The organism is Blautia faecis (assembly GCF_020554845.1).
GTDB classification, from domain to species: Bacteria; Bacillota; Clostridia; order Lachnospirales; family Lachnospiraceae; genus Blautia_A; species Blautia_A faecis.
In genome coordinates this window covers 38,347-61,500 of the sequence record NZ_JAJCIA010000008.1, presented here as the reverse complement: position 1 = coordinate 61,500, position 23,154 = coordinate 38,347, and the positions used below count along the sequence as shown (strand labels likewise).

The following is a 23,154-nucleotide window of genomic DNA, read 5'->3' as shown; positions in this document are numbered from 1 at the left end:
TCTCATTCACCTCTTAAATATGCTTTCACATCTTCTTCAATAGGATCATATAAATCAGGAGTGATTCCCATGTATTTGCATGCCTCGTAAAGTACCGGAACTACATCTTTATGGATACCTACACAGTGATGGATGTATGGTCCTTCTACAATCTTGGCTTCCAGACGTTTGATGTTCTCAACCTCAACCCAGAGATAAGTTCCCATACCTTTCGGTCCGTCAACGCCTTTTGCTTTTCCAAGGAGCATGGAGTATTCTCCGTTATCACCGTCGAAACGTGCCAATGTCACTTCGCCATGCTTTGCTTCTGCTGTAATGCTTCCCGGATGGCTGAATGCCAGCGGATAAGTAAGCTTCGGTGTCTCTCTTGCAACAGAGATCGGCCATGGTCCGCAGTGCTGAAGGAGCTCGCCGTTTTCAATGTCAGGATGGCGGATGGTCCAGTCTGCAAAGAAGCTTCTTGTGTCATCAAGTGCTGCTGCCTCAACAAGAAGAGCGGTAATTGCACCGTGAATATCTGTCTCACATACAACCGGAATTCCCTCTTCATTGAGAAGTGCGTTTGCTGCACATGGCATAATTCCGATTTCGCTCTGCAGCTGGTTCCAGCACTGGATTGCAGCTGCCTGGCAGCCGTATTTCTTAATCAGGTTCTTCATGGCAACTTTCAGGGCTGCTACATTCTCAAGTTCATTATCTTTAATGCAGATTTCCATGTTCTGGCGGCAGTACTCAACAACCTTTGCAACCTCTGTTCCTTCTGCTTTTACTTTCTTCATCTCATCTGTCAGCTCTGGCATTGGGATTGGGGTCAGCTGAATGTTGAATTTCTCAAGAAGTTCACCCTCGTTGCACATGGTGGACCAGAACTCGTACGGTCTTGTAGAAATCTGAAGAATTCTCATGTTGCGGAAGGTTTTTACTACATTACAGACAGCCATGAAATCACGAAGGCCACGCTCGAATACCGGATCATTCAGTCTGCAGTTTGTCATGTATGTAAATGGAACGCGAAATCTTCTGAGGACTTTACCTGTTGCAAAAAGTCCGCACTGTGTATCACGAAGACGAACACCGTTCTCGTCTGGTCTCTCATCAAGAGGTCCCCACAGAAGAACCGGTACATTTAACTCTTTTGCAAGTCTTGCGCATTCAAACTCAGTTCCGAAGTTACAGTGCGGAAGGAAAAGTCCGTCGATTTTCTCTTTTTTGAATTTCTCTGCAATCTTGATGCGGCCTTCCTCGTCATAAAGAAGACCCTCGTCATTTACGTCTGTGATGTCTACAAAATCGATTCCTAATTCTTTTAATCTGTCTGCAGTAAGTCCACGATACTTAACTGCATCCGGTGCACTGAAAATACTTCGTCTGGTTGGCGCATAGCCGATTTTGATCTTTGCCATTCTGGTATTCCTCCTTGTTTATATTTATTATTTTCTTTTGGTTTTTCTTAGCTGTAAAATCTTTTTCTTTATTACTTACCCAGATATTCTGTTTGCTTTTCTTTATAGCTTTAGTATAGGTCTCCTCCAGCTTTATTCCAATAAAAAATAAAGTATTTCTGACTTTATTTTTGCTTTATTTTTCGCAAATATATTGTTTATTTTTCAATTAAGAAGTACAATATATACAACAGAAAAAACTTCTGCCAAAGAAATATGAACAGTTTCCACAGGAAATCCTTTTACGTCTAAAAACAGGTGAAACTTTATCTTTTTGCTTTACAATTATTACCCTGGGAGGTGCCGCAAATGTCCATTACCGCAAAAGAACTAGCTGAAAAACTGAATCTTTCACAGACTGCCGTCTCCATGGCGCTGAACAATAAGCCCGGAGTCAGCACGGAAACCCGCCGGATGGTGGTAGAAGCTGCTGAAAAATACGGCTATGACTTTACCAGACTTTCTCTAAAGAAAAATAAAGCTGGAAGCATTTACGCGGTAAGCTATCGTTCCCATAATGCCATCATGTCCTATTCTCCTATTTTTGATGCTATGGTTGAGGGTATGGAATCCGTAGTGCAAAAGGATAATTATAAGCTGAAAGTAATCACATTTTATGAAAAGCGTGATAATCTGGAACATTATCTGGGGGATTTAAGAACTACTGACTGTGTGGGAATCATTTTGTTTGGTACTGAAATGCGGGAGGAAATGGTCCGTCCTTTCCTGAAACTTCCTTTTCCGGTGGTGATCCTGGACGCCTATTTTGAAAACCTTGACTGCAATTATGTCGTTCCCAATAATCGTCAGGGAGCTTATCTGGCTACCGATTATCTGATCAGCCGGAGAATGAAGCAGCCTGGTTACCTGCAGTCTGCTTACCCTCTCCGCAACTTTTCAGAGCGTCTGGAGGGATTTTATCATGCTGTCCATGATAACGGAATGTCCCGTTCCCGCTGTATCATCCACCAGCTTTCTCCAACCATTGATGGTGCAATGGCAGATATGCTTGCAATTATTGACAGAGGGGATGCTCTGGCAGACTGTTATTTTGCGGACAATGACCTGATTGCAATCGGAACTATCAAGGCCTTGCGGCTCAGAGGCTACAAGGTGCCGGAGCAGGTGGCAATTGTAGGCTTCGACAATATCTCTGAAGGACGTATTATCGACCCCTCCCTTACCAGTATCAGCATCCCCCGTCATTATATGGGACAGGTTGCCGCCAGAGAGCTTCTCTCTCAAATAAACGAACCCCGGCAGCATACCTGTAAAATTGAAGTTTCGGCAAATCTGGTAAAACGATTTTCAGTTTGACGCAAAAAAGGTATCGCAACCTTTCACTTCCGGTTGTGATACCTTTTTTAATTACTTATTGCAAAGACGTTTAATGCGAAAATCCCTGTCTTTTTACAGTATTTATGATATATTTATTTGTTCCGAAATTATTTTCGAAAATATCATATTTTATTGTGAAATTATCACAAAATTTACTTTTCATTTATAATATCCGCACATTTTTCATCTGAAAAAAACGGATTTTCTGCGCTCTTTTCACCCAAAACAAATCACGATGCATACAGATCATGCAGCCTTATATTTTACCCAATTACACTGGTAAAATCTTTACGTTTATGGTATATTTATTTCATTATCTGCAGATAGCAATGTCAGAAATATAGTAACCTGACATCTTCTACCTTACACTAATAACCGGAGGGATATTTATATGGATGAAAAAATCATGAAATTTTTAAGGAAAAACAATATCCATATCAGTAATATTAAATATCTGCTCAGACAGGCGAATAAGACCTGCATTTATATGACCGATGGACGAGTTGTGAAAACTTTTATCACAGTCAAAGATTTATATGAAATTCTTATACCTTATGATTATATTTCCATAAATAAAGGCACCGTGGTTTCCAGAGGACAGATTGATCATATTGAAAACTGCACCTATCATATGAAGGATGGCGTACGTCTGGAAGGACGTAAGCGTGGCGCGGCCACTCACAAATTTCTGAACAAATCTTTGCATCAGGATCCTACCAAGACTTTATCTCCAAATATTCGTACGCGTTTTTCTGTAGTAGATGATATGCCCCTTGCTTTTTGTGTAATCGAAATGATTTTTAATAAAAACGGAACTGGAATTGACTTCGTTTTCCGCTATTGCAATAAAGAAATGCTTCTTCTGGAAGGCATGGATTTGCAGGAAATACTCGACCAATCTTTTTATCAGGCATTTCCCAACGGAGATAAGAAGCTCCTTGCCGCATATACAGATGTTGCCGTGAATGGCGGAAGCTGTCGTCTCAAGACTTACAGTGCCAGGATTCATCGTGAACTTATTATCAAATGTTTCCAGCCATTGGAAAACTTCTGCGCATGTATATTGATTCCTGCCTATGAAATAGAGAAATAAACATTTTCCAGATTTCCATATATACATGATATGAGAGTTAAAAGGTCTTTTGCCACTCATATCCTTATATTTATTGATAAAATATTGGGAGGGAATCGACTATGCAAAATCCAGTTCCTGACGAAAGATATTCTGTGGCGGATGAAGCCATCCTGGGTGCTTTTTTTAAACTTCTAAAGAAAAAAACTCCTGATCAGATCACAGTATCCGATATCACTAAGACAGCCGGTATCGCGAGAAGCACTTTTTATAATCATTATCAAGACATTCCTTCTCTTGTATCCGCAGTTGAGGAAAAGACGATCCAGGATGTTTTTTCTATAATGGAAAAATTTCATCCTGAAAATGACCGGGATATCTGTCAGTCCTATTTTCTGACACTTTGCCGCTATACAATGGAAAATCCTTTCCTGTCCAGTCTTCTGAGCACACCCCATGGGAATGATCTCTTTGAAAAAATGCTGACTATGCTTCATCACTATGTCACAGCTACTACCTCCAGTGCCAGACCCGGCAGACACACAAAAGAGGAAATATCTTATGTGATCACCTGTGCGATCGGCAGCACAATCGGTGTTCTTCACAAATGGACCCGGGATCATTTTGATCTTGAACCAGAAGTCATTGCAGAGATTCTGACTCAGGTTTTTCTGACTGGCATGCTGCCACTTTTATCCTGACGTGTTTGTAAAATCATTCCCGCAAAGTGGGGCGTGCAGATTGCGGGAATGCTCTTTCAAACAGGCATAAGAAAAACCCATCTAAGCAATTCACTCAGACGGGTTTTTCTTATGCCTGTGGCTCATCAATCAGGACATCCTGTCTCCTGATTTTCTTTGTTGTACTGCGTATAAACGGATTTTTCCGGATCACCAGACCTGTAATACGACGGTAGGTCGGCTGATTTTTATTGTATTCATCCAGAAATGCCTGAAGCTGTAAACGAATCATCTCAGTATCCAGTGCCTTTGCCTCCACAACTGCCTGTTCCGGATAGATACGTGCTGTCAGACCATTCTCTTCACCTGTTACAATCACTTCCGCAACAAGTGGATTCAGCGCAAGCTTATTCTCGATTTCTTCCGGTGATACATTTTCCCCATTGGAGAGAATGATCAGATTTTTCACACGACCGTTAATAAAAAGGTATCCATCTTCATCCATATACCCCTTGTCTCCAGTATGCAGCCAGCCATCCTTCAGCGTTTCTGCTGTTTCATCCGGCATCTGATAGTACCCTTTCATAACACTTGTACCCTTTACCAGAATCTCCCCGTTTTCAAACTTTATCTCCACATTCTCAAGTGGTTTTCCGATAGAACCCGGTTTATGATTTTCCGGTGTATTATTACTGATAACAGGAGAACATTCCGACATGCCATATCCTTCCAGTATCTGAACGCCATATTCTGCAAAACGGTCAATATAGTACGGATCCAGATGTGCCCCGCCGGTAAAAATCGTCTGCAGTTTTCCGCCGAATACTTTTTCTGCAAGAACCGCCTTCGGGATTTCCGGATCAGCAGCCGCCAGTCTCTTATAAATTGTCTCAATCATCATCGGAACCATGAGCATGATATCTGGTTTAAAAATGCTCATATTTCTGACCATATGAAGCAGGGAGTCATTGATACAGATAGTTGCCCCCTGAGAAAATCCCTTCAGCCAGTCCATGATAAGGCAGAATGCATGATGGATTGGAAGTACACTGAGCATGGCAGTTCCAGGCTCTGCTGAAATCTTAACTGCCTCAACGTTGGATGCCAGATTATTCTGTGTCAGCATAACCCCTTTGCTCTTGCCTGTGGTTCCGGAAGTAAAGATAATAGTCGCAATAGCTTCTGCATCCGGACAGGAAGCATCTTCTGCTGCACTCTTTCCCATATCTCTCAGCTCATTGATACTGTACACTCCTGAAGGCAGATCCTCCACCTCTTTCTGGAGCATCCACACCTTCTGAAGCTTCGGACAGTTTGCAAGAAATGCTTCCAGATATGGTCTGTGTTTCGGACTTAAGAAGAGTGCTTCGGAATCGGAGCGATTTATCAGGTCGATCAGTTCTTCACACGGGAGTGCAGCATCCAGCGGCACCGCTGTAGCGCATCCTGTAATAATTCCCAGATAGCTTTCGATCCATTCTACAGAACTGGTTCCGATTAATGCAATATGTTTTCCCTCAAACCCTTCTGCAAGAAGTCCTTTTCTGGTAGAAATCACGTTTTTCATTATTTCGCTGTAACTTTTCTCCAGAACTTCTTTTCGGTTAAGCCATTTTACTGCTTTGACTTCGCCAAATTTCTGTACACTTTCTTCTAATATATTCCTGATCAGCATATTTTTCCTCCTTCACTGTTCTGTGAACTGACACTCTGTTGATTCTTACTGAAGCTCCTCAAGAAGCTTAAGCGCCTCCTCAAGAGTTGTAATTTTTGTCACTTCGTTTTCATCCAGTTCAATATCAAAGGTATCCTCGAGCTCACCCAGAAAAGACATAAAATCCAGGGAAGTAAATCCCAGATCTTCACGGAATCTCATCTCACCTGTCATCTCTTCCGGTTTCACTTTACTGTACTGTGCTACGATATTTTTAAATTCTATTTCCTGACTCATTCCATTTCCTCCTGATTTTTGATTTCGTAACTGTTCAGTACCCTCACAGTTACGAGTCAAAATGCATTCCAAATCACCTTCGGTGATGGCATTTTGTCTTGTATGGCTCGGGATTTTGGCAAAAAACATGCCAAAACGCCTCGCGGGATACTACCTTCTGAATAGTTACTTGATTTCTATAAAAACAATGCCGACAAGTTCTCTTTAACCGTTCTTACTCCTTCAAGCTTTTTGGAACCTGTTACGCTTTATACCTGTTCCATAATCTCTCCAATGCTCATATCCGGCTCTGCAATTCCTTTAAAAAGAATACGCATCATATAATAATACAACAATTCCATGTCATGCTCCTCCAGATGCGCAGTCTGATAATGATAGGAAAAGTTCATTCCCCCATCCTCGGTATGAGATACGGTCAGATACATTTTCTTGGTTGCAGCGCCGTTTGCAAACCATTTGGCATGCTGGCGGATAGTTCCAAGCATTTCATTCTCCACCCTCACCGGCATTGGCTGATAGGTCAGATAGCAGCTTTCATAGCTGGTATGCTCCGGTATATGATATCTTTTTCTCATCTCATCCACAATAAATGCCGGGTCATAATTGCTGTGCATATAAATTCGATTCTGCATATTCTGGATTTCATAAGCTGCCGAAAGAAAATCTGTCTCTGGTGAGATCACTGTTCTGCATGGAAACATAATGGTTCGGCTTCCTCCGGAAGTCCATTCGTCATGGGTAGAACGTCTGGATATAAAATTCTGAATTGTAATATCTTCCTGTCCATTATTTACTTTTGACAAATAAGTACGGATACCAAGCAGAAGCAAATTTGTCATAGAGAGCTGATGATTCATACAGAAATCCATCAGGTTCTGTGTCGCATACGGTTCCAGATGATAATCCTTTACTGCAACAAACAGCTCGTTCATCTCAATGTCAGAAGCACGAAGCTTCGGATTTCCATGACGCTTTCTTGCTTCCTCCAATACAGATGGGCCCTGAATATCAGAATATAACGGCTCACCCAGTGCATCCAGCTGGTCATCCCAGAATTTTTTATCTTTTGCAAAACGCTTTTCATTGCCCGCCTTTGCCAGGTCTTTTTTCAGAACCGTTTCAAAATCTACCAGTTCCTGAGGGCAGGCGGTTCCATATCTGTAATGCGTATATAATTGGAACAGATCTTCGATCATAACTACAAGTCCACAGGAATCGATCAGTCTGTGATCCATATGTAAAAAGAAACCATTGTATCCTTCTGGAAGCTTCAGCATGGTAAATTCACACATGGGAATATTATTTCCGTCAAATGTTTCATATGCCCACTGCTGCATCAGCTCATCTGCCTTTGCCAGACTTTCCATTCCTGACAGATCCTTCAGCTCAATATCACGCGGGTCCTGTTTTTCGATATACTGTTTTACATTTCCCTCTTTATCCGGCTTTGTAAAACGGACTCTGGTACAACCGGAACGCTCTGTTTCCATCTGAATACATTTTTTTAATAATCCAAAATCCAGTTCTGCCTGTACAGAAGCCACAACGCTTACGCCAGATACCTGCTGTGTACCATAATCCAGTATCCAGTTGTGATGCATTTTCTGAGCTGCTGTCAAAGGATAATAATTTCTCATATAATAGATAACCTCCATTGTCCCGGTTTTCCTCTTTATCCGGAACAGAAAACATTGTATGTATGCTTCAGGTGAAAAAATATCATACCTTCTCAGGAAATACCAGTACCCTGAAGACTTAATGAACACTTTATAAAAAATTGACCGGGACTTATCATACATTTAACATAGTACATCGAATATTAAGTAACTGCCATATTGACTTGTCTGATTTTTCATCTGCTGCGTTGTCGTCAGTCGCCGTAGCCACCGCTACGCCTCCTTCCTCCGCCTTGCATATGAAGAAATCATCCTACGTCAATATGGCAGAAACTTAATTTTCGATGTACTAGCAGTTCAAAGGTATATTTCCTGCTATATACTATGTCTGATAAATCCCGGTCAGGATTTTTTCATTTAATCGTATTTTTCAAAAAATTCCATCATCTTATGCTGATACAGTTCCGGATCTGCATAGGCACTGCACAGATGCCGAGCTCCTGGTATGATCACCAGTTCCTTCTCTGCCCTGCAGAGCATATAATTCTGAAAAGAGTTATTGGGATACACATAGGTGTCCTTCTCTCCATGGAAAAAGAGAACCGGTCTTTTATTTTTTTTCATGGCTTCTGTAGTGTCTGCATCTTTCATATGAAATCCAGCCAGAAGAGAACAGAACCAGTCCAGTTCCATCAGAAGCAACGGAATATGATGCAGATGGAACCAGTTAGCGGCCATATCACGCATCTGCCGTTCCATAGACTGAAAACCACAGTCCGCAATCAGGCCTTTCACCTCCGGTGGAAGTGTATGTCCTGATGCCATCAGCACAGAAGCTGCACCCATGGACTGTCCGTACAGGTAAATCGGAAGCTTCTCTTTGTTTCGTTCAGCCATATATACTGCCCATTGCTGCACATCCCATTGTTCCTTTGCTCCAAAAGTAATATAGTTTCCCTCGCTGTCACCGCAGCAGCGATGCTCTATAAACAGGACATCACACTGATGCTCATGCAGATATTTCGCCATAAACGACAACGTGCCAAACCGGCTGCCACGATATCCATGACTTAATATGACGATCCGCTTCGCAGCTTCTGCAGGAAGATATAATGCATGCAGTTTTAATCCGTCAATACTTTTGATATAACAGTCCTGCATATTCTGTTCAAAGCACCATGCCTTACTCTCATTATATTCTCTGGCATAACCATTCTGTGGATGATTTTCCCTGATATGAGACAGTTCAAACCATTTCCTTCTTTCCTTTTTCTGCTCTCCCCTTTTGCAGCAGACCACCATGTTAAAAAAGCGCCATCCCATCTCCAGTGATCCCAGAAAAACAGCCGCCAGTATTGCGAACAGCTTAATAATTTTTTTCTTCGTCATGATTTCCTCCGCAGTTCACATTTTGAATAAAAATCCAGCCCGTAAAACTTCAGTTGTATCAGACAGCTTTAAGGTCTTTCATCATAGACTCATTATAAGCATATTGTCGCTAAATAGGCAATGAGATTTTTTTAGCAAAACATTAACTGTTACCGTTCACTGGTAACCACAAGTCTACAGTTCTTTCAGAATCTCTCCAATATCTTCATTCATGCAGACAGACTTTCTCATTATTTCTTCCGGTGCATATGCTTCACCCTGGTTCAGACACACATAAAATGCATGTTGAAATGTGTTTGTCATCTGCCAGAACGGATATTTTATAATACCAGGAGTATTATATCCTACTCCAAGTTCAAGGAACACTATTTTCTGCTTTTTATGATTCTGTATAAATTTCTCGTATCTTTCTGCTGCCTGGTGCCATCCTTCATCCTCAACAAATGTCTGATCCGATCTGAGATTCATACTCATCGGCTTGCCGCAGCGTGGGCAATATGGAATCAGGCTGAAGGGAACCGTAAGCTTTATTTCCCCGGCTTCCGGTTTTTGCAGTTCCCCGTCTATAATCTGGAATCCCTGGCTCAGTACCATTTTTTTAATCGCGTCTTCATTGTCATAAGTTTCCTTATGGCAAGGCTCACTACATTGAAACAGACCATAATCTCCCTGTGTATAAAAGATTCTGTTTTTAGCGAATCCTGCCTTCTGAAAGCAATGATCCACATTTGTTGTCAGAACAAAATAATCCTTCTCTTTCACCAGATCATACAGGTTCTGATATACCGGTCTGGGAGCATCCATATAACGGTTGATATAAATATATCTGCACCAGTATCCCCAGTGTTTTTCCAATGTTTTATATGGATAGAAGCCGCCCGAATACATATCAGAAAATCCATATTTCTTTCTAAAATCCGAAAAATATTTATCAAATCTTTCACCGTTATACACAAAACCAGCTGATGTGGAAAATCCCGCACCAGCCCCTATTACAACAGCATCTGCTTCCCCAATTTTTTCTTTTATCTGCAAGATCTTATCCGAGTAACTGTTTGTAGAGTCGTTCATCTTCCTCTTTAAAAACATTAAATATCACCTTTATCTTTGATTTTGTCTTTTCTTTATATTGCTTTACTGTCTGTACTGCAAGTTCGACAGCTCTTTTATTTGGAAACATAAACACACCGGTTGAGATACAACAGAAAGCGATGCTCCTTACCTCATGCTCATCAGCTATCCTGAGGCACGATTCATAGCAGGATGTCAGTAAATACTCATGTTCCTTTGTCAGCTTTCCCTGTACAATCGGGCCAACCGTATGAATCACATGATCACAGGGCAGATTAAACGCTGGGGTGATCTTTGCCTGCCCTGTCGGTTCTTCATGACCCTGCTTCATCATCATATCATTGCAATAGTTTCGAAGCTGAATTCCTGCATAAGTATGAATGCAATTATCAATACAGTTATGACAGGGATGATAGCATCCTGTCATACCGCTGTTTGCCGCATTTACGATTGCTCCCACTCCAAGTCTTGTAATATCACCCTTCCAGATATAAAGATCAGGCTGTACCTCCTCCATATCTGCAAGAGTGACAATCCCTTTCTTCCTATTTTCTTCTATGAGATAGGCGTCCTGAACATGCAAAAACGCATCATCCATTTCTCCCGGCATTCTTATATTCATAAGCGATCTGAGCAGCATTTTCTGCTCACTTACGTCTGCTGGAATCTGCATGTTCTCATATTCCGGTCGTTCTTTTAACAATCCTTCAATTAAATATCTTCTTCTGTCATTCTGATTCATTTCCTGACCACCGCTTTCACCGGACAGTTTTCATAACAGTTTCCACAGTGCAGACAGTGCTCCTGCCGGATGACAAAAGGTGTCCCCTTCTCAATACATTTTTGCGGACAATGTTTCACACATTTCCCACAGCCGATACAGGATTCCGTTATGTAATATCCTTTTTCTTTTATACTAACATTTCCCAGAATATATGTCTCCCGGAAAATTGGATTTACGCCAAGATTAAAATACTCCACTTCTGCCTTATCAATACAGAAAATAATTCCGATTTCTCTTGTATCCCCTGGATATACATTAGCAAGATATGGCTGTTCTTCAAAAATGATATCCATCCATTTTTTCTGTTCATTCTCTGCTACAGCGTAAGCCTTTCCTGACAAACGAATCATTTCTTTGTATTTGGTATAAGCAAGAATCTGAACCCTGCCATCTTCCATTAATTCTTTACAAAAATTTTTACCTCTGGCGGTGAAAAAATAGAGCGCATCCGGCTCATAATGAATCGCACTGATATTTCGTATCTGTGGTGCTCCTTCGCTGTCTACTGTTGCGAATGCAAGCACTCCCACCAATTCCATTTTTTTCAGACATGTTTGTAAATCCATTTTATCGCTCCTCCAATATCTCCCCGGTAATCTCATTTCTTGTCTTCCAGCACTGCGGATCTGCCCCATAAAAGTTACCGCTTGTTCCATTGGCAACTGCCGGACATCCACGACACCATGCCTTAAGTTCACATTTGCTGCATTTTACAAATTTATCATAATCTCTGTATTTTTCCATCTGACAGATCCAGACGTCTGCCAGTCGGTCTTCAAAAATGTTAGCCACTTTACTGTCTGTCACCCTTCTGCATGCCATAATATCTCCATTGGAAGATATGGTAATATGACAGTTTCCGCAGTTACAGCCGCCATAGATCATTCCTGCCTCTGTACTCTCAGGAAGCTTAAACTGTCCCGTTTCATATTCATACAGCGTCCACAAATGATCCTTTTTATTAAAATAGGTCTCGCATCCTGCCTTTTCATATGCCTTATACTTTGCATCACAGACTTCAAGAAGTTTTCTGTATTCTTCCGGTGTCATGCTTGTATCAACTTCACCACCTGTAGGCACATAGCGGGAAAATGCAAAAACCTTTACTTTCGCTTTTACAACTTCATCAATAATATCCGGTATCTCTTCCATATTTGTTTTGGATACCGTACTCATAATTACACTTTTTATTCCTGCTCTGTTCAGACATCCGATTTTCTCAATCGTCAGGTCAAAACTTCCCGGCTTTCTGAACCAGTCATGTGTTTCTCTCATTCCATCCAAAGACATCTGGTATTTCTCACAACCACACACCTTTAGCATTCTGCAAATTTCGTCGTTCAAATGAAATGGATTTCCCATTAATGTAAAAGGTATCTTTTTTGACTTCAGCAATACCATTAATTTCCAAAAATCCGGATGAAGGATAGGATCTCCGCCAGTAATATAGAAATATGGTACTCTGCCATATACCTTACAAAAATCCTCACAGCTTGCCACTACCTCTGTCATCTGGTCCCAAGTCATGGACTTTAATTCCTTACAGCCCTCTCCTGAGAAAATATAGCAATGCTTGCATCGCTGATCACATTCATCTGTAATATGCCACTGAAAAGAAAAATACTGACTCATCCTATCCAACTCCTTCCTTAACTTATTTTACTTGTCAGATGCTCCACATGCTGTTCCGCATGCTACTGGTTTTTCTTCCGGCTTGTCTGCTGCTCCACACGCTGTTCCGCATGCTGCCAGTTTCTCTTCCGGCTTGTCTGCTGCTCCACACGCTGTTCCGCATGCTGCTGGTTTCTCTTCTGGCTTGTCTGCTGCTCCGCACGCTGTTCCGCATGCTGCCGGTTTCTCCGCTGGTTTGTCTGCTGCTCCACACGCTGTTCCGCATGCTGCACTGACTTCTGTTTCTGCCTTCTTCCATCCGAAAAGATTTGATAATGCCATTTTGTTACCTCCTGATATTTTGTTTATTGTTATCTTTGTTGCAAGATTATAATATCAAAAGTACTTAACCGGCAAAAGTACGCACTTTTTTATTACATAGGCATAAAAAGGTGACCATGGTGTTACTGTTCACTCCGTGACCAGTAACCGCTCCGCGATGCACAGAAATCATGCATTCGCATGATTTCGCGCCGCAATTCTCGGGTTTTCTTTGAACTTTGTTCACAAAAAACACCTCGCGGAATGTTACCAGTGAACAGTAACACCCTGGTTACTTTTTTGTAACCTATTGCTTCTTTTGGTCTATTACATTAAAATTAAATATAACAATAAAAAAGGATGTTATATGAGGAGGCGATCATATGTTAACAAAAGAAGAATTGCCGGAATGTCCGGTTGCAACCACAGTTTCGCTCATCGGCAGTAAATGGAAATTGCTGATTATCCGAAATCTGCTGGAACGCCCTTGGCGATTCAATGAATTAAAGAAAAATCTTGAGGGGATCAGTCAGAAAGTTCTCACCGATAGTTTGCGCTCCATGGAAAATGATGGTCTCATTATTCGCACAGTTTACCCGGAGGTTCCACCAAGAGTTGAGTACAGCCTCAGCGAATTGGTCCTTACTCTGAAACCTATTCTCGATTCAATGGTCGAATGGGGTAACGCTTATAAAAAAATGTAGGAAGATTTTCTAATAGATTGAAGTTGAAAGACCTATCGTGGATAATGGCTCCACAATAGGTCTTACTTTTTATCAGCTATGCATAAATCAGTTCCTGCACCTGTTCATTCAGATACGATATAAACTACTTCTTAAATTTATATTTTCCTTTTCCGTGACCGGATACCGGTTCAATAATATCTGTCTGCACCAAATTGGAAAGAAGTTTTGAAGCACCTGAACCTTTCAGTTCAAGAAGTTCCATAACTGCACTTCTTCCAAATATTTCATCAAAACCAAACTTCTCAAAGAGTCTATGGATATGAACCGTCGTTTTTACTGAGAAATCACTACCTTTTTTGGAAAGTACGCTTTCAATATCCACTTTTTGGTCATGAATGTCCACTTTTATTGTGAACTTCCGAAAATAAATCCCCTAAATGCAGGATTTCACCCAAACAACTATGCTAAATTTACTTGTCCTGCCTGTTTACAGGCTTATTCAGTCCTGTTTTGCTCATCCTCTGATGTCTCTCCCGAGGTAATAAATGCCAGGATCTCTTCATAAGAACGACTGCTGTTTTTCATCGCTTTTAGCAGTTCATCTCTCTGATATGCCTTTCTTATATCGTACAGTTTTTTTAATTCATCAACCGCTTTTTCATGTGCTTCTCTGGTTTTTGCAACCTTTGCTTCTGCCTGTTCAATCTTGTATTCCAGGGTCTGTTCGCTGCTTCTTCTCATTCTTGCCATATCTTTTTTCTCCTTTGTTTTTCTTACTGGTGCTGTAAGATTTTTTCGATTTCTTTCGCTTGATACCGTACATTTCCTTCGTTTAAACCAAAGGCATCCAGTATGGTTTTCTGGGTTGCGGTGACAGCATGATCCAGACGATAAACACCGTCAAGCTGACGTATCATTACTATCTTTTCCAGCTCTTTTAATGCTGCCGGGACTGTTAGATAATTCGGCCTTTTCAACATTTTTTCGCTTTTTTCTTTTAATGCTATATAGATCCTGCTACGCAAAATCAGGGCAATAAACTGGATAAATACCTTTGATGACAATGCTTCATCACTGTATACGCGCATGCTTTTATTTCCAAGATAAGATTTGTCACTGCGGAACAGTTTTTCTGATACATCTCTGCTTTTATATAGCTCAATTGCTTCCCGTTCCGTCATATTTTCTGATGAAACAATGGCAAAATATCCTGCCAGGGACAGTTCCTTTTCTACTGCTGAAGCGTTCTCTTCTGCAAGCTTCAGCGTCTTCCCATCCTGCTCAAAATTCAGGTAAAAATACTTCATGATCTCCGGGCCAAATGCTACACATTCTTTCCCAACACATCCGTCCAGATATTTTTTCAGCCGGCGTATCTTCTGCTTGATTTCCTGTTTTTCACCATATGCTTTTCCATCACTGTAGTAAATATGGATATTTCTTTTTTTCGTATCACCTTCGTATAATAGGCGCCTGACAGTTGTTCCGTACAAATCATAACGATCAATATATTTTCCTCTACTGTTCTCAAAACTGCCCTGGTTTTCTATCACAATCTCACGGATAAAGTCCTTCATCCCCTTTACCATGATCAAAAAACTGTAACCGTTTTTTTCCATATATTCCAGATTTGCTTTACTGAAATACCCTCTGTCCAGAATAAATCCAATGTTCCTGTAGCCATATCCATGTGCCTTGTCAATCATACAAGTCAGCTGGGAAATATCATTAATACTTCCCGGATATAGTTCATAAAAAAGAGGTTCACGGTTCGCAGAATCACATGCAACTGAGTAATTAAAAATAGGCAGACTTACATCTGTTTTTGCGTTTCCGTGCTCTAAAAGATCTATGTCCCCTGCCTGGCAGTTTTTATTTGTAGAATCATAGGACAGATAAATTTTCTGTCTTTTATTCTTCGATTTATTCCAACTATTTAGAAAACCAACCGACTGTTCCGGCTTTAATTTTTGAAAAAAATCGGATACTTTCGAGTCTGTATATATCTTCATATCTGGTGTAAAAAGAGCGTGTTCATATGCATAATCCGGATAATACTGCCCAGCATTATTCTCTTCAATATTTATATTTTGCCAACTCCATAGCACACCTCCATTTATTTCAGAGATGCAGCTATACTTTTCTTCAACTGCATATATGCTTCATAAGTAGGCGTCGTTCCTTCCAGGAATCCGCTCTGGTAAGCATCACTTTTTTTAATATCATTCCTTTTTAAAATATTGGAAAGATTTTCGGCTGTAATGCCATTTCGGTTTCTGGTAATAAATATACTATCGTTACGATCATATTCATCTAAAAGCTCTGAATAATGAGTAGAAAAAATCAGCATTCCTCCATTTTTGTTCAGCTTTCCATCCAGGAAGAACCGGATTAAAGTGCTTACGATTTCCTTGTTGAAATGATTCTCAATCTCATCCACAACCAGGCAGCCCCCCTCTTTCAGAACCTCCTGTGCAAGTGTAAAAGTAATCATGCCTTTTATCGTTCCGGACGAAAGATAATTATTCAGTTCTATAGAACTATTTAAAATAATCTCTTCTTTCTCCTTAAATTTCAAATGAATTATTGGTTTCTCATTTTTTTCTTCAAAATATAAATATTCAATTGTCGGATCCAAATAAGAAATAATCTCCGTTGGAATACATTCGGAAAATGGTAATACATTCATATTAGTAAAGAACAGCAAACTGACTACCTTGATATGTTCACCGTTTTTCTTATTGTAAGCGATCATAATGCTCACATCATCAGACAAAAAACTTTCCTGCTCATTTCGAACTATAATTGGTTCTCTCCCATCAAAATCCAGCATAGCTTTACGCGTTGTTACTTCTTCAATATTCTTCGTCCACAACGATTCCGAATCAATCTGATATACTACCCCTTCTACTTTAACGTTCTTAGATGTAATAACTGTCTCTAATCTACAAATTTCTTCATTAACTTCTGAATAAAAATATATATTCAAGACCGCTTTTTCCGTATTCCCTAATATATCTTTTGTATTGATATGATTGATTGGTTCGTTATTTATGATTCCCAATGCAAGAATAAGAACCTTCAATACAGAGGTCTTTCCAGAGGCATTGATTCCTATAAATGCATTAGATGGATTTAAATATATATTGGAAAACAACGAATATAAATTTATTTTATCTTCCTCTGCCACTCTTTGCTGCGCATAAAAAGGCAAATCCAATTTTTCTTTAAACAATGGCAACCCTTGTGCTGTGACTCTTAATAATTTCATTTAGTCCTCCAAATTTAAAAACGTTTTTTGCGTTGATATTTTATATTTATTACTATTATATCCATATCTTCATAATTTATCAACGTATAATTCGTTTTTATTTATACTGTCCAACCAACCTCCCAATCTCCCCTTTCATCATCTCCACCACATCATCCGGTCCAAGAATTTTTATATTTTCTCCCAGTGAAAACACCCACCCCAGGAACTGTTTGCTGACGTGTATATCTACACTCACGGTGAAGTGTTCGTTGTCCACTGGAATCATCATTACATCTTTGCCAAAACGATCAATGATTACGCCTGCCAGATTATTCTTTACCAACAATTTAACTGTCCGTTCTTTTCCGCCGAACATTCCAAAACTTTTCTTCGCATAGTCTGCCATATCCAGCTTTTTAAAATGTTCTTTTCCTTCTCTGCTTTCTTTTGATAGTTTTATATGCAACATCTTGTCCACGCGGAAATGCTTAATCTTTTCTTCTTCTGAGTCATATCCGACCAGATAATAATTTTCATTATTCCAGGATAAGCCCCAGGGACTAATGTGATACCAGGCACCACTGTGGCGAAGTTCCATTTCTTTTTTCTCATTCCACTGATAATACTGGAACTTGATCTTTTTATCCGCTGAAATTGCATTGTGAATCGCATCTACTGTGTAATAGATACTCTCATTCATGGTTTTAATTCTTCCAGATACAAATACCTGGCGTTGCAGTTTCTGGGCATCATATTTACTTACCAGGGTTTCCAGTTTTTTGATCAATGCATTTGATTTTTTCTCTGTGATAAATTTCGAAGACTGGATTGCATCAACCAAAAGTTTTAATTCCGGGAGTTCAAAGGCACGATCTACAACATGATAATGATAGCGGTTTCCGTCTGGTTCTCCCTCTACCTCAATACCAAGAACACTCAAATCTCTCAGATCATTATATATACTTTTCCGGTCTGCCGTGATATCATATTTGGCCAGTTCTTTCATGATTTCAGGCATGGTAATATAATGCTCTTCATCCGTTTGTTCCTGCATGATCTGAGCAAGCCTGTATAATTTGAATTTCTGGTTACTTCCTTTTGGCATCTGACCCATCTCCTTTTATCAAGTGATAAGTCAAGTATACCATAGTTTTGCTATTGTAATTGGCCCATTCTTTGCAGCATCGCCTTTAATCATTCATATAATCATAGTAATCGGATTCGCTGGCAAACAAGATATATTTACCATTTACCAAACCCATGTAACCATTACCTGTATTAAATCCCTTCATTGCCAGCTTCTCCATTTCTTTAAATTTCTGATTTAACCTTCTTTAATGGTTACAGTTTACAGCAATAGGTGGGGTATAAAAATCCCAGATAAACTTATTCTTATATACAAAATAGAGACAGCCCTAAGGACTGTCTCCAATAAACTTTAAAATCTTTCGCTTCTATAACACTTCAAACTCACTTCAATGTCCACTTCAAAGTTACTTCAAACAATCTTCATTTTACTTTGAAGCATTTTCATTTAAACCGTTTTAATTCTTCCCCTTCCACTTTCTGAAGCTATCTTGTCAGCTTTATACCTTCAATACTATCTACTATAGCTTTCCGATTTCGCTCATGCAGGTACACCGGATTCAGTTTGCTTTCCCAGTAGCACTATCACCTTTGATAATTGTAATATTACGCTTTATTTCAAACTCATAATGCAATTTATTATTTTTTACAACTACTTTATGTTTACCTTTCATTCATTATCCCCTAAACATACTCTCCAGCAATAGCCAAAAATTCCTGCATATTATGAACGATCTGATTTGTATTTAACACCTTAGCTTCGAATTTTCCCTCTCCAAAGTCCATAATATGTCGAAGATTTATCGTCAGGTCTTTATTTTCCGCAATTTGCAATATCCATTTTGCACAGTTGTCACCGCACACAGAGGCATTAAACACCCGATCATTTTCATCAAATGCCATGAGCATCAATGTTTTTACTCCACCCGATAAGTCTTTAGGAGATATCGGACCTAACACAGGGCTCTCAATTAAATGTGCCCCTACTACTTTCGATTTATCTACATCAAAAATCATCTCAACAGATAACGGATTTGTAATCCATTCATCCTCATACATATTATCAAAGTATGTGGGAGGATGATAAACAGCCTCTTTCATATCACCTAAATAAATGTTTAACATTTAGCACCCCATATAATCAATACAGTCTGTGAAGTCCATAATTCATCATCTTCTTTTATTATATACACAAAGAGACCGGATTACCAGTTCCAGTCTCTTTTATTTTTATTATTCTCTTGTATAAATTAATACAACTTCGCACCTGCCGGAATATGGTTATCCACCATCAGAAGATGAAGCTTCTCTTCTCCCTCTTCCTCGTGAATAGCGCTAAGCAGCATTCCACAGGATTCAATTCCCATCATGGCTCTTGGCGGCAGGTTGGTGATGGCGATCAGGGTCTTGCCGACCAGTTCTTCCGGCTCGTAGTAAGCGTGGATTCCGGAAAGGATGGTACGGTCTGTGCCGGTTCCGTCGTCCAGGGTGAACTGGAGAAGTTTCTTGGACTTCTTAACAGCCTCGCAGGCTTTTACCTTAACAGCACGGAAATCAGACTCGCTGAAAGTATCGAAGTCTACCTGCTCTTCGAACAGCGGCTCAATCTGTACTTTGGAGAAGTCAATCTTCTCGTTTGCAGTAAAGAAGCCATTGTTGTCACCAGCTGGTGCAGCAGCTTCTGCGCTCTCTGCGGAAGCAGCAGCACCAGACTGTGCAGCATTGTTTGCTTCGTTCTTTGCAGCACCCTGGGATTTCATTGTCGGGAATATAACCGAAGCTAATCCACCACAGTCCAAATAAGTTGATAAACGCTTTTTTACACGATTTTCATTATATATCGCCAGTCCATATTTGTCCACCAAAATCCAACAAACTAATGTCATTTTGATGTATTCTGACTTTTTTGATGTCAGGTTTGTCTTGGAAATCGTCCCCTTGCAAGGACTTCTTCCTAAAATATATCACTATTATTTTCCAGAGCTTTAATTGCTTCCTTTTTCTTCACATCTGTTGCTTCCGCATAAATATCCATCGTTGTTTCAATATTTGCATGACCCATAATACTTTGAATCACTTTCAGATTTCTTTCATTTTCACAAAATCTGGTGCAAAATGTGTGTCGGATATGATGACACGAAAAATGAGGAATCAATACCGGGCGTCTGCTCTCCCGTTTTGCCTTAATAATTTCTTCGGCATTGTAGGCTTCGTAAATTCTTTTGATTGCACTGTTGATTACGCTGGGTTTATGGATAATTCCGTCTTTATTGCAAAAGATAAACCCACTCATACCATCAACCACTTGCACATTAAAACCGGTTTCTTTCTGTGCTTCGTATTCATCCTTAAATGCCTGTTCTACAGCCTGCATCATCGGAATAGTACGAATCCCGGCTTCTGTCTTTGGCGAAGAAATATGAAATTCACTCTTTCCATTCTCCATTACTCGATAGATAGCCGCATGGTTTATACTAATGGTTTTATTCTCATAATCCAAATCTTCCCAACGCAGCCCTATCATTTCTCCTATGCGACATCCCGTTCCAAAAAGTGCTGTAAACAGTGGCAACCAATGGCAATACACAGGACTGTTCGATACATAATTCAAAAATGCTCTCTGCTGTTCCAATGTAAGTGCGTGTCTTATGCCCTTATTCTTTCCATTCGCCTTTTTGATTTCTGCCATTACACCGCTTGCCGGATTATTGCGTATCACATTGTCCCTAACTGCCATCTGAAAGGTTGGGTGCAGAATCGTATGAATATTATCCAATGTATTCGCCTGTAACCCCAATATGTTCATCAACGAACAATAAAAGAATTTCACATCAGAATACTTTATATCATTGATGATTCTTTTTCCAAAAGTATCTCTGACAAAACGGTTATACATATACTTATAATTTACCCGTGTGTGTTCTTTCAAATCATACTTCGTTGAAATATACCTGTCAAATGCATAGTTCAAAGTTGTCTTTCCACTGCAATAGCTTTCAAGACCGTCCAACTGATTGCGAACAAGTTCTTTTTCCTTTTCCCTTAACTCCAACAGGTCATTTGAATAAACGACCCGCCTTTTACCTGTCGAATCGGTGTACTGGTAGATATACCTTCCGTCGTTTTTCCTCTGACTTTCGCCTTTCCTTAATACTCTGCCTTTTGAATCTTTTCTCGACATTGACATTATGTACCACCTTCCTCTCAATATAAGAAAGAGGTCACAAATGCCATTACTCATTCTCGGTATTATCCTGCTCTTGCAGCTTTCTAAATCCTTGAACAAGCGTCTGTGTTATGGTCAGATCATGAGAGCTGGCATACTCTGTTATATCTGTATGCTCATCTTTTGTAAGACGGATGAATACACCTTCACTTCTCGGATTTTCTAACTTAGGTCTACCCATTCTTGCCATCCGTCAACACCTGCCTTTCATAACCTGACTTCATTTTACTACTTGTATATCAAAAAGTCAAATACTTTTTGATATACAATAATTCGTTTTCCTCTTTCTTATCATGTCTACGCTCGAAAAGATTCCAAATACTCCTCAAAAATCTTCACGTTTACCAATGTGATACGGTTAATTTTATAAACAGCACGAGCATCCTGTGCCAATTTCATAAAGCTGTGTTTACTCATAGAATACCTCTCCGCACCCTCGTCATACCTTATAAAATTTTTTGTGTTCACTTTTGCCTGCATTCTTCCACCTACCTTTTCAAAGTGTGTTCTTTTTCTCTTGCTATGGTTATGGCATATCTGCCAATAAAAACATACTTAGCAAACAAATATGCTTTTATTGGAAGATATTAAAAAATCCGTACAGGTGGCAGCTCATTACACTACCCACATCGGTATCGCACCGTCATCTTATCTGACCGGACTAAGCCGGAAGTATCATTATCAAAAATATGTATCAACGCCTCCGTGTAACTGCTACACATTTATGCCGGATATTTCCCGCTCCACACCTTAACTTCAATATCTGCTTTCAATATTCCTTCGTATCCACCTCTGCCAAAGGCAAAAGCAGGTGTCTTATGGCGTATCCTCAAAGCGGCTCCACATATTCCACACGTCCTGTACGCATTGGTTTATGAAATTGTCAAGGTACAATCGCAGACATCGTCTGCATTTTGGATAAAATCAAAGCTGAAATTGTCAGCCTAAAAAGCACATAAGCACACTTCCGTCTGCTATGAACGGTTCTGTAAAAATTATGTGCTTTATCAGAATGACAAGATCAAAGTTGTAATTTATCCGGTCCATATTTTCTTAGGACTTGAAATAAAACTTTTTTATGTATGCCCTCCGTCCAATCATATAATTCATGCAAGGCAGCTACTTCCATAGGTGTCAGCGAATTGGCATAAGGCTTGTAATCCTCTCTTATAAAAATTCCTCCGTTCTCTCCCTGTTTTGTATAAATCGGATAAACCGGAGTTAAAGCCTGAATATCATACTGTATCGTGCGAATGGAAACGCCAAATTCCTGTGCCAATTCATTCGCTGTTGTATGTCGTCTGATAATAAGAATATTGATTATTTCCGTTCTACGATGTACGGTATTCATGCTTCACCCCCTCTCTTCTGGTTTTCCAATTCTAATTTTAAATGCAGAATATGCAGTATCTTTGCTTATTCCCCTAAATTTCTCTGTAAATCTTTTATCTCTCTCCAGCCATTGACTTTCCCCTTTCCCATTGATAAAATCATTATGGATAGAATCAAAAATCATAAAAAGTCACACAAACTGCTATGGAGTTTTTACGGGCAATCAATGCCCTTATGAACCGTGGCAGTTTTTTTATTGCTTCTGCCCAACTGCAAAGTCGAATTATCAACGCTAT

The 23,154-nt window shown here is 39.9% G+C and carries 27 protein-coding genes and 1 pseudogene; 6 read left to right on the top strand and 22 right to left on the bottom strand.

Translation table 11 applies throughout. The features are described 5' to 3' along the window. Window positions 1-2: 2 nt before the first annotated feature. Window positions 3-1,403 carry an L-fucose/L-arabinose isomerase family protein gene (locus LIZ66_RS06035; RefSeq protein ID WP_195392104.1) on the bottom strand — a complete coding sequence of 467 codons (1,401 nt, stop codon included), beginning with the start codon at window positions 1,401-1,403 and terminating at the stop codon, window positions 3-5. A 348-nt stretch (window positions 1,404-1,751) separates the two neighbouring features. Between LIZ66_RS06035 and LIZ66_RS06030 the strand changes: the two genes are divergently transcribed. From LIZ66_RS06030 to LIZ66_RS19855, 4 genes are all read left to right on the top strand, one after another. Next, window positions 1,752-2,759, top strand: a complete 1,008-nt coding sequence (locus tag LIZ66_RS06030) for a LacI family DNA-binding transcriptional regulator (protein WP_173769386.1) — start codon at window positions 1,752-1,754, stop codon at window positions 2,757-2,759. A gap of 412 nt (window positions 2,760-3,171) precedes the next feature. After that, window positions 3,172-3,873, top strand: coding sequence for a hypothetical protein (locus tag LIZ66_RS06025; RefSeq protein ID WP_173718646.1), 702 nt, complete (start codon window positions 3,172-3,174; stop codon window positions 3,871-3,873). A gap of 101 nt (window positions 3,874-3,974) precedes the next feature. Beyond that, on the top strand, window positions 3,975-4,553 hold the full coding sequence (locus tag LIZ66_RS06020) for a TetR/AcrR family transcriptional regulator (RefSeq protein WP_158432696.1): 579 nt from the start codon (window positions 3,975-3,977) through the stop codon (window positions 4,551-4,553). A gap of 12 nt (window positions 4,554-4,565) precedes the next feature. Then, window positions 4,566-4,703 carry a DUF6783 domain-containing protein gene (locus LIZ66_RS19855; RefSeq protein ID WP_408611506.1) on the top strand — a complete coding sequence of 46 codons (138 nt, stop codon included), beginning with the start codon at window positions 4,566-4,568 and terminating at the stop codon, window positions 4,701-4,703. Here LIZ66_RS19855 and LIZ66_RS06015 read toward each other — a convergent pair. The 9 genes from LIZ66_RS06015 to acgA form a co-directional block, all read right to left on the bottom strand. Further along, window positions 4,663-6,207, bottom strand: a complete 1,545-nt coding sequence (locus LIZ66_RS06015) for an AMP-binding protein (protein WP_173718647.1) — start codon at window positions 6,205-6,207, stop codon at window positions 4,663-4,665. The genes LIZ66_RS19855 and LIZ66_RS06015 overlap by 41 nt on opposite strands. Before the next feature lie 45 nt (window positions 6,208-6,252). Next, window positions 6,253-6,483 carry an acyl carrier protein gene (locus LIZ66_RS06010; protein ID WP_118577685.1) on the bottom strand — a complete coding sequence of 77 codons (231 nt, stop codon included), beginning with the start codon at window positions 6,481-6,483 and terminating at the stop codon, window positions 6,253-6,255. Between the two features lie 248 nt (window positions 6,484-6,731). After that, the gene (locus tag LIZ66_RS06005; protein ID WP_173718648.1) at window positions 6,732-8,120 is read right to left on the bottom strand and encodes a condensation domain-containing protein; all 1,389 of its coding nucleotides are present in this window, start codon (window positions 8,118-8,120) and stop codon (window positions 6,732-6,734) included. Between the two features lie 396 nt (window positions 8,121-8,516). Next, window positions 8,517-9,488 carry an alpha/beta hydrolase gene (locus tag LIZ66_RS06000; protein WP_227200635.1) on the bottom strand — a complete coding sequence of 324 codons (972 nt, stop codon included), beginning with the start codon at window positions 9,486-9,488 and terminating at the stop codon, window positions 8,517-8,519. 174 nt (window positions 9,489-9,662) lie between these two features. Continuing rightward, on the bottom strand, window positions 9,663-10,577 hold the full coding sequence (locus LIZ66_RS05995; RefSeq protein ID WP_334301198.1) for an SIR2 family NAD-dependent protein deacylase: 915 nt from the start codon (window positions 10,575-10,577) through the stop codon (window positions 9,663-9,665). Beyond that, complete coding sequence (locus LIZ66_RS05990) at window positions 10,528-11,301, bottom strand: protein-ADP-ribose hydrolase (protein ID WP_227200637.1); 774 nt, start codon at window positions 11,299-11,301, stop codon at window positions 10,528-10,530. The genes LIZ66_RS05995 and LIZ66_RS05990 overlap by 50 nt, the downstream gene beginning before the upstream one ends. Then, a complete protein-coding gene (locus LIZ66_RS05985) occupies window positions 11,298-11,909 on the bottom strand; it encodes a 4Fe-4S binding protein (protein WP_227200639.1) in 612 nt (203 codons plus the stop codon). Before LIZ66_RS05985 ends, LIZ66_RS05990 begins: the two co-directional genes overlap by 4 nt. A gap of 1 nt (window position 11,910) precedes the next feature. Further along, complete coding sequence (acgM, locus tag LIZ66_RS05980) at window positions 11,911-12,975, bottom strand: radical SAM/SPASM domain protein, ACGX system (RefSeq protein ID WP_227200641.1); 1,065 nt, start codon at window positions 12,973-12,975, stop codon at window positions 11,911-11,913. Between the two features lie 27 nt (window positions 12,976-13,002). Continuing rightward, window positions 13,003-13,296: an ACGX-repeat peptide gene (acgA, locus tag LIZ66_RS05975; RefSeq protein ID WP_227200642.1), complete on the bottom strand. Its 294-nt coding sequence runs from the start codon at window positions 13,294-13,296 to the stop codon at window positions 13,003-13,005. A 362-nt stretch (window positions 13,297-13,658) separates the two neighbouring features. On the opposite strand from acgA, the gene LIZ66_RS05970 reads away from it, so the two are divergent. Next, window positions 13,659-13,979 (top strand): winged helix-turn-helix transcriptional regulator, encoded by a 321-nt coding sequence (locus LIZ66_RS05970; RefSeq protein WP_227200644.1) that lies wholly within the window; start codon window positions 13,659-13,661, stop codon window positions 13,977-13,979. 124 nt (window positions 13,980-14,103) lie between these two features. On the opposite strand, the gene LIZ66_RS05965 is transcribed toward LIZ66_RS05970, so the two are convergent. The 10 genes and pseudogenes from LIZ66_RS05965 to LIZ66_RS05920 all read right to left on the bottom strand — a co-directional run bounded on the left by LIZ66_RS05965 (window position 14,104) and on the right by LIZ66_RS05920 (window position 22,006). Further along, entirely contained in the window at window positions 14,104-14,364 is a 261-nt protein-coding gene (locus LIZ66_RS05965; RefSeq protein WP_227200645.1) for a hypothetical protein, read from the bottom strand. 92 nt (window positions 14,365-14,456) lie between these two features. Continuing rightward, window positions 14,457-14,711, bottom strand: a complete 255-nt coding sequence (locus LIZ66_RS05960) for an ErpK protein (RefSeq protein ID WP_117688670.1) — start codon at window positions 14,709-14,711, stop codon at window positions 14,457-14,459. Window positions 14,712-14,734: 23 nt separating this feature from the next. After that, on the bottom strand, window positions 14,735-16,069 hold the full coding sequence (locus LIZ66_RS05955; RefSeq protein ID WP_227227635.1) for an IS1634 family transposase: 1,335 nt from the start codon (window positions 16,067-16,069) through the stop codon (window positions 14,735-14,737). Between the two features lie 8 nt (window positions 16,070-16,077). Beyond that, window positions 16,078-17,232 carry an AAA family ATPase gene (locus LIZ66_RS05950; protein ID WP_227200648.1) on the bottom strand — a complete coding sequence of 385 codons (1,155 nt, stop codon included), beginning with the start codon at window positions 17,230-17,232 and terminating at the stop codon, window positions 16,078-16,080. A 97-nt stretch (window positions 17,233-17,329) separates the two neighbouring features. Continuing rightward, entirely contained in the window at window positions 17,330-18,319 is a 990-nt protein-coding gene (locus LIZ66_RS05945) for a helix-turn-helix transcriptional regulator (protein WP_227200649.1), read from the bottom strand. Window positions 18,320-18,984: 665 nt separating this feature from the next. Continuing rightward, window positions 18,985-19,425 (bottom strand): DUF4869 domain-containing protein, encoded by a 441-nt coding sequence (locus LIZ66_RS05940; RefSeq protein ID WP_195478644.1) that lies wholly within the window; start codon window positions 19,423-19,425, stop codon window positions 18,985-18,987. A gap of 125 nt (window positions 19,426-19,550) precedes the next feature. Further along, window positions 19,551-19,943 (bottom strand): annotated as a pseudogene (locus LIZ66_RS19100) (methionine--tRNA ligase subunit beta); the annotation flags it as partial. 311 nt (window positions 19,944-20,254) lie between these two features. Next, window positions 20,255-21,487: a site-specific integrase gene (locus LIZ66_RS05930; protein WP_002596379.1), complete on the bottom strand. Its 1,233-nt coding sequence runs from the start codon at window positions 21,485-21,487 to the stop codon at window positions 20,255-20,257. Window positions 21,488-21,533: 46 nt separating this feature from the next. Next, a complete protein-coding gene (locus LIZ66_RS05925; RefSeq protein WP_002596378.1) occupies window positions 21,534-21,716 on the bottom strand; it encodes a hypothetical protein in 183 nt (60 codons plus the stop codon). A gap of 107 nt (window positions 21,717-21,823) precedes the next feature. Then, window positions 21,824-22,006 carry a DUF6462 family protein gene (locus LIZ66_RS05920; protein WP_002596377.1) on the bottom strand — a complete coding sequence of 61 codons (183 nt, stop codon included), beginning with the start codon at window positions 22,004-22,006 and terminating at the stop codon, window positions 21,824-21,826. Between the two features lie 88 nt (window positions 22,007-22,094). Here LIZ66_RS05920 and LIZ66_RS05915 point away from each other — a divergent pair, with 88 nt between their 5' ends. After that, window positions 22,095-22,280 (top strand): hypothetical protein, encoded by a 186-nt coding sequence (locus tag LIZ66_RS05915; protein ID WP_136017837.1) that lies wholly within the window; start codon window positions 22,095-22,097, stop codon window positions 22,278-22,280. Window positions 22,281-22,547: 267 nt separating this feature from the next. On the opposite strand, the gene LIZ66_RS05910 is transcribed toward LIZ66_RS05915, so the two are convergent. Together LIZ66_RS05910 and LIZ66_RS05905 are read right to left on the bottom strand one after the other, a co-directional pair. Next, on the bottom strand, window positions 22,548-22,877 hold the full coding sequence (locus LIZ66_RS05910) for a helix-turn-helix transcriptional regulator (protein WP_002596376.1): 330 nt from the start codon (window positions 22,875-22,877) through the stop codon (window positions 22,548-22,550). Window positions 22,878-22,880: 3 nt separating this feature from the next. Beyond that, a complete protein-coding gene (locus LIZ66_RS05905; RefSeq protein ID WP_014081113.1) occupies window positions 22,881-23,042 on the bottom strand; it encodes a hypothetical protein in 162 nt (53 codons plus the stop codon). Window positions 23,043-23,154: the final 112 nt, after the last annotated feature.

Bases quoted from the DNA above. Each gene is read 5' to 3' on its own strand.
- LIZ66_RS06035 (WP_195392104.1), bottom strand. From the start codon at position 1,403: ATGGCAAAGATCAAAATCGGCTATGCGCCAACCAGACGAAGTATTTTC.
- LIZ66_RS05990 (WP_227200637.1), bottom strand. From the start codon at position 11,301: ATGAATCAGAATGACAGAAGAAGATATTTAATTGAAGGATTGTTAAAA.
- LIZ66_RS06025 (WP_173718646.1), top strand. From the start codon at position 3,172: ATGGATGAAAAAATCATGAAATTTTTAAGGAAAAACAATATCCATATC.
- LIZ66_RS05995 (WP_334301198.1), bottom strand. From the start codon at position 10,577: ATGTTTTTAAAGAGGAAGATGAACGACTCTACAAACAGTTACTCGGAT.
- acgM (WP_227200641.1), bottom strand. From the start codon at position 12,975: ATGAGTCAGTATTTTTCTTTTCAGTGGCATATTACAGATGAATGTGAT.
- LIZ66_RS06015 (WP_173718647.1), bottom strand. From the start codon at position 6,207: ATGCTGATCAGGAATATATTAGAAGAAAGTGTACAGAAATTTGGCGAA.
- LIZ66_RS05940 (WP_195478644.1), bottom strand. From the start codon at position 19,425: ATGTTAAACATTTATTTAGGTGATATGAAAGAGGCTGTTTATCATCCT.
- LIZ66_RS06030 (WP_173769386.1), top strand. From the start codon at position 1,752: ATGTCCATTACCGCAAAAGAACTAGCTGAAAAACTGAATCTTTCACAG.
- LIZ66_RS05930 (WP_002596379.1), bottom strand. From the start codon at position 21,487: ATGTCAATGTCGAGAAAAGATTCAAAAGGCAGAGTATTAAGGAAAGGC.
- LIZ66_RS05950 (WP_227200648.1), bottom strand. From the start codon at position 17,232: ATGAAATTATTAAGAGTCACAGCACAAGGGTTGCCATTGTTTAAAGAA.
- acgA (WP_227200642.1), bottom strand. From the start codon at position 13,296: ATGGCATTATCAAATCTTTTCGGATGGAAGAAGGCAGAAACAGAAGTC.
- LIZ66_RS05915 (WP_136017837.1), top strand. From the start codon at position 22,095: ATGCTTTTATTGGAAGATATTAAAAAATCCGTACAGGTGGCAGCTCAT.
- LIZ66_RS06010 (WP_118577685.1), bottom strand. From the start codon at position 6,483: ATGAGTCAGGAAATAGAATTTAAAAATATCGTAGCACAGTACAGTAAA.
- LIZ66_RS05920 (WP_002596377.1), bottom strand. From the start codon at position 22,006: ATGCAGGCAAAAGTGAACACAAAAAATTTTATAAGGTATGACGAGGGT.
- LIZ66_RS05910 (WP_002596376.1), bottom strand. From the start codon at position 22,877: ATGAATACCGTACATCGTAGAACGGAAATAATCAATATTCTTATTATC.
- LIZ66_RS06000 (WP_227200635.1), bottom strand. From the start codon at position 9,488: ATGACGAAGAAAAAAATTATTAAGCTGTTCGCAATACTGGCGGCTGTT.
- LIZ66_RS06005 (WP_173718648.1), bottom strand. From the start codon at position 8,120: ATGAGAAATTATTATCCTTTGACAGCAGCTCAGAAAATGCATCACAAC.
- LIZ66_RS05925 (WP_002596378.1), bottom strand. From the start codon at position 21,716: ATGGCAAGAATGGGTAGACCTAAGTTAGAAAATCCGAGAAGTGAAGGT.
- LIZ66_RS05945 (WP_227200649.1), bottom strand. From the start codon at position 18,319: ATGCCAAAAGGAAGTAACCAGAAATTCAAATTATACAGGCTTGCTCAG.
- LIZ66_RS05905 (WP_014081113.1), bottom strand. From the start codon at position 23,042: ATGATTTTTGATTCTATCCATAATGATTTTATCAATGGGAAAGGGGAA.
- LIZ66_RS05960 (WP_117688670.1), bottom strand. From the start codon at position 14,711: ATGGCAAGAATGAGAAGAAGCAGCGAACAGACCCTGGAATACAAGATT.
- LIZ66_RS05970 (WP_227200644.1), top strand. From the start codon at position 13,659: ATGTTAACAAAAGAAGAATTGCCGGAATGTCCGGTTGCAACCACAGTT.
- LIZ66_RS06020 (WP_158432696.1), top strand. From the start codon at position 3,975: ATGCAAAATCCAGTTCCTGACGAAAGATATTCTGTGGCGGATGAAGCC.
- LIZ66_RS05985 (WP_227200639.1), bottom strand. From the start codon at position 11,909: ATGGATTTACAAACATGTCTGAAAAAAATGGAATTGGTGGGAGTGCTT.